The organism is Rhodococcus sp. IEGM 1379 (assembly GCF_030056815.1).
Taxonomy (GTDB): Bacteria; Actinomycetota; Actinomycetes; order Mycobacteriales; family Mycobacteriaceae; genus Rhodococcus_F.
In genome coordinates this window covers 1-12,038 of the sequence record NZ_JASHKR010000113.1, presented here as the reverse complement: position 1 = coordinate 12,038, position 12,038 = coordinate 1, and the positions used below count along the sequence as shown (strand labels likewise).

The 12,038-nt window shown below is 61.8% G+C and carries 10 protein-coding genes; 1 reads left to right on the top strand and 9 read right to left on the bottom strand.

Going from position 1 to position 12,038, the window contains the following annotated elements; all coding sequences use genetic code 11:
- Positions 1-164: 164 nt before the first annotated feature.
- The 3 genes from QM600_RS27385 to QM600_RS27375 are packed head-to-tail and all read right to left on the bottom strand — an operon-like array spanning position 165 to position 2,513.
- The gene (locus tag QM600_RS27385; RefSeq protein WP_094272110.1) at positions 165-659 is read right to left on the bottom strand and encodes a DUF6912 family protein; all 495 of its coding nucleotides are present in this window, start codon (positions 657-659) and stop codon (positions 165-167) included.
- A 40-nt stretch (positions 660-699) separates the two neighbouring features.
- On the bottom strand, positions 700-2,109 hold the full coding sequence (locus QM600_RS27380) for a WS/DGAT/MGAT family O-acyltransferase (RefSeq protein WP_283264909.1): 1,410 nt from the start codon (positions 2,107-2,109) through the stop codon (positions 700-702).
- Positions 2,103-2,513, bottom strand: coding sequence for an HAD-IA family hydrolase (locus QM600_RS27375; protein WP_283264908.1), 411 nt, complete (start codon positions 2,511-2,513; stop codon positions 2,103-2,105). Before QM600_RS27375 ends, QM600_RS27380 begins: the two co-directional genes overlap by 7 nt.
- Before the next feature lie 109 nt (positions 2,514-2,622).
- Between QM600_RS27375 and QM600_RS27370 the strand changes: the two genes are divergently transcribed.
- A complete protein-coding gene (locus QM600_RS27370; RefSeq protein ID WP_283264907.1) occupies positions 2,623-3,159 on the top strand; it encodes an Rv3235 family protein in 537 nt (178 codons plus the stop codon).
- A gap of 75 nt (positions 3,160-3,234) precedes the next feature.
- Here QM600_RS27370 and secA read toward each other — a convergent pair whose 3' ends face one another.
- The 6 genes from secA to mtrA form a co-directional block, all read right to left on the bottom strand.
- A complete protein-coding gene (secA, locus tag QM600_RS27365) occupies positions 3,235-6,075 on the bottom strand; it encodes a preprotein translocase subunit SecA (RefSeq protein WP_283264906.1) in 2,841 nt (946 codons plus the stop codon).
- A gap of 131 nt (positions 6,076-6,206) precedes the next feature.
- A complete protein-coding gene (hpf, locus tag QM600_RS27360; RefSeq protein WP_283264905.1) occupies positions 6,207-6,887 on the bottom strand; it encodes a ribosome hibernation-promoting factor, HPF/YfiA family in 681 nt (226 codons plus the stop codon).
- A 175-nt stretch (positions 6,888-7,062) separates the two neighbouring features.
- On the bottom strand, positions 7,063-7,764 hold the full coding sequence (locus QM600_RS27355) for a ComF family protein (RefSeq protein WP_283264904.1): 702 nt from the start codon (positions 7,762-7,764) through the stop codon (positions 7,063-7,065).
- A gap of 46 nt (positions 7,765-7,810) precedes the next feature.
- A complete protein-coding gene (gene lpqB, locus QM600_RS27350; protein WP_283264903.1) occupies positions 7,811-9,604 on the bottom strand; it encodes an MtrAB system accessory lipoprotein LpqB in 1,794 nt (597 codons plus the stop codon).
- A complete protein-coding gene (gene mtrB / locus QM600_RS27345) occupies positions 9,601-11,292 on the bottom strand; it encodes an MtrAB system histidine kinase MtrB (protein ID WP_283264910.1) in 1,692 nt (563 codons plus the stop codon). The genes lpqB and mtrB overlap by 4 nt, the downstream gene beginning before the upstream one ends.
- 50 nt (positions 11,293-11,342) lie before the next feature.
- On the bottom strand, positions 11,343-12,020 hold the full coding sequence (mtrA, locus tag QM600_RS27340) for an MtrAB system response regulator MtrA (RefSeq protein WP_169632739.1): 678 nt from the start codon (positions 12,018-12,020) through the stop codon (positions 11,343-11,345).
- Between the last annotated feature and the right edge of the window lie 18 nt (positions 12,021-12,038).

Below are 12,038 nucleotides of genomic sequence, written 5' to 3'. Positions count from 1 at the left end.
TTCGACCGCGCTGCCGGAACTACCGACGCTGCCGGTGCCTCGATCCAGTCCTTCAGACCCATCAGACCTGCCACCTCTCGATTAGAGATCCCACCGAAATCACTTCCTACGGTACCGTAGGTTACCAGGTTACGGTACCGTAGGTTACTCCAAAGTAGTAAATTTCAGAGCAGGTCGAGCAAGAACGGCAATTCCTGCACCGCATACCACGCCAATTCGTGGTCTTCCGCGTCACCGAGAGTGAACTCGGCATCAGCGTCGCCGAGATCCGCCGCATCGACAATCCCGGCAGCACGCTCGATGTCCGGTTCGGCCTGGGCGAGGTCCACGTGGACCGATGCCACCTGCGCCATCGTGACCGGACCAGCCAACCGCACGACCGCGTCGTCGAGATCCGGACGCAACTTCACATCCTCGACGTCGGCCGCAACCACCGCCCGACGGAACGTCACGTCCCCCTCGGTGCCGGCGATCAAACGCAACGACGCCCGCGCCGCCTCACCCATCGCAACCTCGGCCAACTCGTCGTCGTCGCCCGCCGCATAGGCCTCACGCAGCGCCGGAGTGACAGCGAACGCAGTTCGACTCATCGGGTCGAACTCCTGATCGGCCACCAACCGCTGCAAGATTTCCACGGTTGCCGGTACGTACACCCTCATGAGACCACCTTCATCGAAAGACGACGCCGAGAATTACCACTCACCGACTGGCGTCCGTCAACTCTTCGAGAGACTCGAAGATCAACGAACGCACTACGTCGACGTCCGACATCGCGTCACGGTCGGCATTCAAACCGTAGTAGACGTTGCCGTCATAGGACGTCAGGGCAATGCTGAGTGTCTGATTTTTCAGCAACGGCGACACCGGATACATGTCCTCCATCCGCGCTCCACCGAGGTAGAGAGGAAACTGCGGACCCGGCGCATTCGTGATCATGAGGTTGAACATTCGCTGCGACAGATTGCCGGCCGCACGCGAACTCAACGCGTGCAGCGTTGCCGGCGCAAACCCGGACATCCGTACCAAAGTCTGGGCCGTCACCCGCCGACCCTGACGAGCAAACGCCTCGGTCGCATGAGCAACGTGTGACAACCGGACCACCGCATTGGGCTCACCGACCGGCAGGTCGACCAAAAACGACGACACATGACCCGGCGCCTGCGGATCCGGAGCGTCGGGATTGTTCGGTCCGTCGGTGTACACCGACATCGGAACCATCGCCCGAACGATGCTTGCCTCGGTAACCGGCTCACCGCGCGAAAGCAGCCAATTCCGAAGTGCACCAGCGATAACCGTCAAGATCACGTCATTGATCTCGCACCCGTACTTCGCCCGGATCAGGCGATAGTCGTTGAGCGACGTCTTTGCCACAGCCAGTCGACGGTTACGGGAAATGGGCGCATTCAGCGGACTGCTGGGGGCCACCTGGGCAGCCGTACGCACCACTGCTGCGACCTTCCCCAAGGCACTGACCGCCTCCGTCATCGACGTCGTCATATCGCCCAACGCAGCCCGCGCCCGGGCCACCCCTTCGCCCGGACTGGTCACCAGATCAGCCAGCGCACCGACAACCAACTTCAGATCACTCGGCGGCAGAGCAGGCATCCATAATTCCTCGGCGCCGGGCAGACGGATCTCCTGCTGATCGAAGAGAACCTGGCTGATCTCGAGAGCGGATTCTCCGTCGACCAGGGCAGAATGCGACTTCGTGAAAATCGCGAATCTATCGTCGGACAAGCCCTCTACCAGGTACATCTCCCACAGCGGCCGAGTATTGTCCAGCGGCCGAGAAATCAGCCGGGCAATCAGATCGTTCAACTGTTCTGCAGTTCCGGGCTTGGGTAGTGCTGACCGGCGCACGTGATAAGTGATGTCGAAATCGCGATCGTCGACCCACACCGGGCGCGCCAATCCCAGCACTACCTCGCGTACCTTCTGCCGGTACCGCGGCACCAAGCTCAGTCGCTCCTCGACCAGTCGCAACAACTCGGAATGATCGATCCCGGTCCCCGATTGACGGAAGACACCCAGAGAACCCACGTGCATGGGCGTGCTCCCGGCTTCGAGAAAGTAGAACGCCGCATCCTGCGTCGTCAATCGGTTCACCACGGCTGATCCAATCCAAGCAGTATCGACAATTCCTCGATCGTGGTCTCGGGATCGACGTGATGCACCCCGACCATGCCGACGGCCACAGCGCCCCGGACGTTCACAGTCAGATCGTCGACGAACACACACACTTCGGGCGGAAGACCCAACCGCTGCGCGGCCAGACGGTAGATCGCGGCATCCGGCTTGGCCATCTCGACATCACCGGACAACACGACATCGTCCACGAGCACTCCATCGCCGAGATCCCGCAACCACGCAGCACTCGATCCCCCCGGATCGTTGCTCACAATCCCCGTTGCGATACCCGTGCTCCGGGCCCGGCGCACAAGCGCACTCAAACCGTCCAAGTCCGACCCCGGACCGAACAGCACTCCACCCACGTCCAACAGAAGTCCCCGCACACGATTCACATTAGGTGGCCAAGGTGACCCCTGCGACAACACCGGCCGATTAGTGTCATACTTCTCACCATCGCTCGGGGGAGCGATCCATGTCTGGGGGGACAAACAGGTGAACAGCAGCGAGATCGACTACAGCCCGCAAGGATTTCTTCGGCCTGCACCACGCAGCGAACCAGCCGCTGATTCCGTCACGATCAGGCGTCCGTCGGCGCGAACTGAACGGGTACTAGGCAGCCCACGCAAGACGCCGCACAACGGTACTTCCGGCACGGACACCTCACCGGCTCGGCCCGGAAGTACCGACGCAATCACTGCGGACCCCGTTGCACCCGGCGCCGACATCTTCTGGAACACGTCGCTGCGCCTCGTACTCGAAGTACTCGATCAACGACGAAACCCCCTGCACCTTAGAGCTCTACTATCCCCCACCGTCCTGGAAATCGTACGGCGCCTTGCTATTTCAGATAATCCGACCCGCGATCTCGGCGCTGCACGAACCCACCGGACACACGTGCACGCAGCATCACCGAGCGCAGCAGAAGTGTGCGCCACCTATCGACGCGGCAACCGAACCTTTGCCATCGCGGCCAGAATCGAGAACACAAACGCAGAAGGCTGGATGATCACCGCACTACACGTGGTGTGACCATCCAGCCTTCTGAAAATCATTTTCCGGCAATCATTTTCCGGCAATCAGTTTCCAGCAATCAGTTTCCAGAAATCAGCGCTTGCGCTTGGACTTCGGTGCCTTGGTGCTCTTCGACTGGGTGCGTGCGGCCTCGCGACGTTCACGGCGCGAAGCTGCATCACCGGAATCATCTGCCGCGTCCCGCGTGGCCTTTGCCTTACCGTCCTCGTCGGGACCGGAGTACGTCAGCCGCGACGGACCCGTGTCGTCGAGTCCCTTTGCGCGCAACGCCGACGGCGCTGCCGTGCCATGGGAACCCGCCGCATTTTCCTGCGTCGGCAAGGGCTTCGGCGCGGTCGCTGATGCTGCTGCAGCACTGCCGGCCGTGACCGAAATGCCGGTGGACGGCTGCGCCGGAGCAGCTTCGACCTGCAAGTTGAAGAGGAATCCCACGGACTCTTCCTTCAAACCGTCGAGCATGCCGATGAACATGTCGTAACCCTCACGCTGGTACTCGACCAACGGGTCACGCTGCGCCATCGCACGCAGACCGATGCCTTCCTTCAGGTAATCCATCTCGTAGAGGTGCTCACGCCACTTACGGTCCAGGACGGACAGGAAGACCCGACGCTCGAGCTCGCGCATACCGTTCTCGCCGGCGATCGCGTCGATTTCGGCTTCGCGCTTCTTGTACGCCGCATGAGCGTCCTCGAGCAGCGCGGTCCGCAGGTCGTCACGGCTGAGATCACTGTTGATCCCGGCGCCGTCCTCCCCGGCCAGCTTCTTGTGGTCGATCCCGACCGGGTACAGCGTCTTGAGGGCAGTCCACAACTGTTCGAGATCCCAGTCCTCGACGTACCCCTCGGCCGTGGCACCGTCGACGTACGCAGTGATCACGTCGGTGATCATCTGCTCGACCTGGCCCTCCATATCCTCACCTTCGAGGATCTGGCGACGTTCCTTGTAGATGACGGTGCGCTGCTGGTTCATGACCTCGTCGTACTTGAGGACATTTTTACGGATCTCGAAGTTCTGCTGCTCGACCTGTGTCTGCGCGCTCTTGATCGCCTTGGAGACCATCTTGGCTTCGATCGGAACGTCGTCGGGCAGGTTGAGGCGCGTCATGATCGACTCGAGCGCTGAACCGTTGAAGCGGCGCATGAGCTCGTCGCCGAGGGAGAGGTAGAACCGGGATTCGCCCGGGTCGCCCTGGCGACCGGAACGACCACGAAGCTGGTTGTCGATACGACGCGATTCATGGCGCTCGGTGCCCAGTACGTAGAGACCACCGGCAGCGCGCACCTTCTCCGCGTCTTCCTTGACGTCGGTCTTGACCTTGATCAAGATCTCGTCCCACGCGGCCTCGTATTCTTCCGGCGTGGTGACCGGGTCGAGTCCCTGACTACGGAGCGCAATATCGGCAATGATGTCCGGGTTGCCGCCCAGCACAACGTCGGTACCACGACCAGCCATGTTGGTGGCAACCGTCACCGCGCCGGATCGACCGGCTTCGGCGATGATGGTCGCTTCCTTCTCGTGGAACTTGGCGTTGAGAACGTTGTGCGCCACACCGCGCTTGGTGAACTGCTTGGACAGGTACTCCGAGCGCTCGACGCTGGTGGTACCGATCAGAACCGGCTGACCGTTCTCGTGCCGTTCCACGACGTCATCGACAACTGCGTCGAACTTGGCTTCCTCGGTCTTGTAGATGAGGTCGCCGTTGTCGACACGAATCATCGGACGGTTGGTCGGAATGGGGATCACGCCGAGGGTGTACGTCTGATGCAGCTCGGCTGCCTCGGTCTCTGCGGTACCGGTCATGCCGGACAGTTTTTCGTAGAGACGGAAGTAGTTCTGCAGGGTGATCGTGGCGAGAGTCTGGTTCTCGGCCTTGATCTCGACCTTTTCCTTGGCCTCGATGGCCTGGTGCATGCCCTCGTTGTATCGACGGCCGACCAACACTCGACCAGTGAACTCGTCGACGATGATGACCTCACCGTCGCGGACGATGTAGTCCTTGTCCTTGTTGTAGAGCTCTTTCGCCTTGATGGCGTTGTTGAGGTAACTCACCAGCGGCGAGTTGGCAGCCTCGTACAGATTGTCGATGCCGAGCTGATCCTCGACCAGTTCGACGCCGGCTTCGTGCACACCGATCGTGCGCTTGCGGATATCCACCTCGTAGTGGACGTCTTTCTTCAGCAGCGGCGCGATACGCGCGAACTCGCTGTACCACTTGCTCGAACCGTCGGCGGGGCCGGAGATGATCAGCGGGGTACGGGCCTCGTCGATGAGAATCGAGTCGACCTCGTCGACGATGGCAAACGCGTGGCCACGCTGGACCAGATCGTCCAGCGAGTGCGTCATGTTATCGCGGAGGTAGTCGAAACCGAACTCGTTGTTGGTACCGTAGGTGATGTCGCAGGCGTACGCGACCCGACGCTCGGCCGGCGTCATGCCGGACAGGATCACACTGGTCTCGAGCCCGAGTGAGCGGTGGACACGGCCCATCCACTCGGAGTCACGCTTGGCCAGGTAATCGTTGACCGTGACGACGTGGACGCCGTCACCAGCGATCGCGTTGAGATACGCGGGCAGCACACAGGTCAGGGTCTTGCCCTCACCGGTCTTCATTTCCGCGACGTTGCCGAAGTGCAGGGCCGCACCGCCCATGATCTGCACGTGAAAGTGCTTCTGGTCGATCACGCGCCACGACGCTTCTCGCGCCACGGCGAATGCCTCGGGTAGCAACTCGTCGAGGGTCTCGCCAGCGGCATAGCGCTCGCGGAACTCGACGGTCTTGGCCTTGAGTTGCTCATCCGTCAGGCCCTCTACCTCGGGCGACAGCGATTCGACATGGTCAGCAATGTGCTTGAGTCGCTTGACCATGCGACCTTCACCAACACGGAGCAGCTTCGATAGCGACAGCGACGGCACAGTCTTGTTCGTCCTCAATCTTCGGCAACAAATGGGCGACACAGTGAAATCCGGCCGAAGTCCGAAAACCCCGGCCGGATTCCATGGTAGGCGCTAAGGCCGAGTTGCGAGGCAACCCACCTATAGATCGGTCATGTCAGGCGTATCAACCCGTAGTCGAACGCATGCCGACGGTAGACGACGGACGGTTTATCCGACTCCTTGTCGTGGAAGAGAAAGAAGTCGTGTCCGACCAATTCCATCTCGTACAACGCATCGTCGATCAACATCGGTTCAGCCGGGTGATCCTTTACTCGCACTACCTGACCGGGACCTTCGTAGGCCTCCGACTCCTGGCCGTTGAGTGAGACGTCCGAATCAACCGTCGGCACGGTTTCGAGTGCGAGCGCCGCCGTCGCTTCGGAAACCGAAACCGGGCGCTTCTCGCCGTAACTGACGCGCTTACGGCCCTTGGTACGCCTCAGCCGATTCTCGAGTTTTGCAATGACAGCCTCGAATGCCGCGTAGAAGCTCTCGGCGGAGGCTTCTGCTCGCGCTACGGGACCCTTGCCTCGGGCAGTGATCTCGACGCGCTGAGCGGTCTTCGACTGCCGGGGATTGGGCTCATGTTGGAGTTCAACGTTGAAACGGAAAATGGAGGGGTCGAAGTGTTCGAGTCGCGCTAGTTTGTCCGAGACATAAACTCGGAAGTGATCGGGTATCTCGACATTGCGTCCCGTGACGACGATGTCGGATTTCGGAACGACAGATTGCGCGGAACGCTCGATGGTGGCGTCCTCGATGAAAAATGAGGCTTGCGAAGGGGTCGTCACTCGTACCTCCCAATTACGGCTCCGCCCAAAGTTGGGCGGCAGCAGGTGTTTCAAGTACCGAGAGGGGATCCGCCCGGCACCAGGATTGAAGTACCACCTCCCACCTGTATTTTCGGGTGTGCCGCCGACGCTAGTACGTAATTCGCGCGAGTGCCACTGTTCGCCTGAAATTCATTCAAACGCCCGCAACAACGAGTGCGAGGGTTGTCCGGATTCCGCGTTGGCCGAGCACCCGAATCGACTCTGCCGCAGTCGCTCCCGTCGTCAGAACATCGTCGAGAAGGACCACATCGACGTCCCTGCCCGCCAGCTCTTCCAATGCCAATGTGACCGAGATCCCTCCGGCCACATTGGTAGCTCGGTCCGCGGCCGACAGCCCTACCGAATCCCGGACGCCACGTGACATGACCAACCCCGACCGAACCTCGCCGCAGTCCGTCGGCAAGGCACCGACCGCTGCGCGCGCGATCTTTCGGACCGGATCTCCGCCCCGAGAACGCGCGGCCCGCGAGCGCGACGGCGCCGGGATCAGAACCACGGGCCGCTCGGAATCGAAATCAAGCTCGCCCCACCGGTTCAGACACGTCATCGCTGCCGCCACCGCGGCTCCCAGAGGCCTGACGAGGTCTCGTCGGCCACGTTCCTTCATCTCGATCACGCTGCGCCGTCTCGGGCCGCTGTAGGGCCCGAGCGCCCACGCCGGTACCCCGGGATCGACTCTCGGAGTCAGCTGGATCGGATGGTCCCGAAGCTCGCCGGCGCACGCGCAGCACCACTGCGCGCCCGGCCTGCCGCACCCTCCGCATTCTCGTGGCAGGACAAGATCGAGCGCCGCACCGCCCAGTTTTCCCAGATCACGAAACGCGAATTCCCCCATGGACGGGAAGTCTGAGGCACGGCACCGACAGATGCCCACCGACCGCTCAGCCGGGCAGTACCGGAATTGCCTTCTGCCCCGTCAGACCCGGCACTTCACGCCATAACCTGTCGCCGGCCGGATCGTTGTTGTTCAACTGGAACACTGCCCGCGCGTCGGCAACGTACTCGGTGGTTGGTGAAGCATCCACGGAAACCACCGGCGCGGTGAGATTGCCTCGGGGCAACGAGTCCATTCGGGAACCGTCGATCGCGACCTGTACTACGGGAACGTCAGAAGTGTTGCGCGCAATCACAACGGTGTCGCTATTGCTCCAGTCCAATGCGAGCGCAGAACTGCCCAGACCCGGAGCCACCGCCCGTGGACTGGTGAGTGCAAACACACCACTCGGCATCCGCACCACGGTCGCCAGATATACCTTGCCGTCGATGATCATCGCCGCCCGCACTCCGTCTCGCGAAAGCCTGAGTTCTGTGATGTTCGAACCCAACGGAATCAACGCGCCCACATCCACATTCGTTACCGATGCGCGGCCGGTAGTGGGCTCGCGCACCACGCGCACCACGGTATTGCCGTTGACTGCCGCCCAGATCGCATTGTTATCCAGTTCCCACGTCGGCCGCGTGATGGCCGGCGCTTCGAGCACCGGCACCCCGCCCTCGGCATAGGGCCCGAGCACCAGCGAAAACCGCGTCGCGGGATCAGGTTTTGCGGTATCGGCGACTGCGGCGACGGTCTTGCCGTCCCGGGACAAGGACGCCGAGACCAGATTTCCGGCGTTCCCGGCGAACCCGGGTACGGGAATCACACCCTGCTCGGTGACACTGACCAGGGACCCACCGAGCAGCGCGTGCAGTCCGACCGTGGCGCCGGCAGTGGCGAGTGGGTTCGTGGACGCCACGTCGGCGGTGGTCCATCCGTCCGGATGGGCCGCGTCGAGCGGCTTCCCGTCCACCAGCAGAACGTACGGACCGGAGATGTCGGCACCGGCCAACGTCCAGATAATCTGCGACGCAAACAATCCGCGGGTACCAGCATCCATCGAGCGATCGGCCGGATCCTCCGGATCGATCCGGAAGTCGATCCGGACGCCGCCGAGACCGACACCGACCTGACTGGTTCTGCCGTCAGCCTTCGTTATCGGTCCGATCACGGAGACCCCGGAACCGAGTTCGTTGCGGACTGCGGCGGCGAGCGCCAACTTGGGTCCGTTGATCAACAAGCCCACCAACTGCGACGCCATCTGATCCTGAGACCCCGAAACCCACCGCAGATCCGGAACCATGGTCTGCCCGCTCGGATCGGGGAAGTACAACGACTTTCGTTGATACGCACCGAGGAACGCCGGCCGCTCCATGATCACACCGGACGGGAGATCACTGATCCGCCACTGGCCGTCGACCAGCGTCAGGGTCATCTTGGATTCGTAACTGCCCTCTTCCGAAACGTACACGCCGCCCGGCTCGAGGCGTCCGACCTTATTCCCCCGGATCGTGTAAACGGCTTCCTTGTCGGTTCGCGATTCGGAAAGCGTGTCGACTCTGTCGACGATGGTCGCGCTGGCCGCGTCATCCCATTTTGCCGACATTGAGGGAGCCAGGTACTGCCGCGCCGCAAGATGCCGATTCGACGGATCGGTACTGGCTTTCGCGAAGTCCCGCAACAACAAATCGGGCTCGCGGCCCTCGGCCGGAGGAGCGATCGATGTTCCCGGCGCCACTGTGGCAAGGGTCCCGATCGCCTGCGGAGACGACGAGTCGGGCAGGCTCGCACACGCCCCGGTCAACAGAACCGTAGACAGCATCAATGCGAGCACACCGCGGTGAAGGTGATTTTTCATGAACGCTCACTGCCTTGCGAACCGCTTCGAGATTCTTGCTCATGCGGAGTGGGAACGGACGAGGTGACGTCTCCGACCTCTTCCGCGACGACCTCTTCTGCGACCATGTCCGCTGCGGACGGTGACCGCACGAACTTGGTTGTGGTCGGCTTCAAGGGAAGTGGACTGGACACCAGTTTCTTTCCCCGCACCCGCGGCAATGTCAGACGGAAACACGCTCCGACGCCGGGCTCGCCCCACGCCTCCAGCTTGCCCTCGTGCAGATTCGCGTCCTCGACACTGATAGCCAAGCCGAGTCCTGTACCGCCACTGCGGCGTACCCGAGACGGATCGGATCGCCAGAAGCGGTTGAACACGAGTTTCTCTTCACCAGGACGCAATCCGACACCGCTGTCGCGAACGATGAAGGCCACGGCATTGTCGTCGGCACGCAAGCGGAGCAGGATGGGTTTCCCTTCACCGTGATCGATGGCGTTGGCCAGTAGATTCCGCAGCACTCGTTCCACGCGTCGCGGATCGACGTCGGCGATGACCGGCTCGTCCGGCATATCCACGATCAGCTCGGTGCCGGACTCACGGGCGAGATGGCGAACCGTGGACACCGCGGCACGCGCACACATTCTGACGTCGAGCTGTTCGGACGCCAGTTCCGCGACACCGGCGTCGTGACGGGAAATCTCGAGCAGATCGGCCAACAGACCCTCGAACCGATCAAGTTCTGCGACAAGCAGTTCCGACGACCGACGTAGGATCGGATCGAGGCTTTCGCTGCCGTCGTGGATGAGGTCGGCGGCCATCCGAACTGTCGTCAGTGGAGTGCGCAGTTCGTGACTGACATCCGAAGTGAAGCGTTTCTGTAGATTGCCGAACTCCTCGAGTTGCGTGATCTGCTTCGAAAGAGACTCCGCCATTTCGTTGAAAGACATTGCGAGACGAGCCATGTCGTCTTCACCGCGAACCGGCATCCGCTCTTTGAGTCGGCCGTCGGCAAACCGCACGGCAATCCTCGACGCCGACCGGATGGGCAACACCACTTGTCTGGCGACCAGCAGCGAAATCGCTGCCAGAAGGACCAGGAGAACTGCGCCACCGATCAACAGCGTGCTGCGCACCAGCGAGAGACTGCGGTCCTCACTTGCGAGCGGAAACACGAGATACAACTCGAGATTGGAGATCGACGACGCCGTCGGACTGCCGATGATCAACGCCGGACCCGAGTAACCACCCGGATTCGCGACTGTCGCGAATTGGTACGCGATCTGACCGTTCTGGACGAACTCACGTAGGTTCGCGGGAATCTGTTCGGCAGGGCCGGCAGAAGTCGGTTGCCGCGGCCCGCCGCCTTCCACGATGAGAACCGGATCGAACGTCCCCGCAGAACCAGATGCCTGACCGGCCGGTTGATTGCGACTGGTCAAACTCGACGCCGCGCTCTCGAGTTGCGCTTCGAGATTGCCGTCGGCGCCTGCAACTTGATCTTCGACGATCCCCCGCGCGCGATCCATCTCCTCCGTCGCCGCAGTGATCTTCGCTTCGAGAAGCCTGTCGGTGATCTGGCTGGTGAGAACAACACCCAAGATGACGATGACGATCAACGACAACGACAACGTCGAGACGACCACTCGCAACTGAAGCGAGCGTCGCCACGTGTGAGCGAGGGTGTTACTCAGAGAGTGACACCACCGCATAAATGGCGTCAGCCACCGATTAAGGCGACGACGCCATCGAGAGACACCGCTCACGGCGGTCCGGCCTTGTAGCCGACACCCCTCACCGTCAGAACCACTTCGGGATTCTCGGGATCAGTTTCGACCTTGGCGCGCAAACGCTGAACGTGGACGTTCACGAGTCGGGTGTCGGCAGCGTGGCGGTAACCCCACACCTGTTCCAGGAGAACCTCGCGGGTGAACACCTGACGCGGCTTCCGGGCGAGCGCGACCAGCAGGTCGAATTCGAGTGGGGTGAGGGAGATCTGCTCGCCGCCGCGGCTGACTTTGTGGGCCGGTACGTCTATGACGACGTCGGCGATGCTGAGCAGTTCGGCAGGCTCGTCCTCGGTGCGTCGCAATCTCGCTCGAACGCGGGCGACCAGTTCCTTGGGCTTGAACGGCTTCATGATGTAGTCGTCCGCACCGGACTCGAGGCCCAGCACGACGTCGACGGTGTCGGTCTTGGCGGTGAGCATCACGATCGGAACGCCTGAATCCGCGCGCAGGACCCGGCATACGTCGATACCGTTCATGCCCGGAAGCATGAGGTCGAGCAGAACGAGGTCAGGGCGAGTCTCACGCACTGCTGCGAGCGCCAGGGTTCCATCGCCTACAACGTAGGGATCGAATCCCTCACCACGCAGCACAATCGTGAGCATCTCGGCGAGTGCCGTGTCGTCGTCGACAACCAGAATCCTTGGTTTCATATCCCTATCGTTGCATCT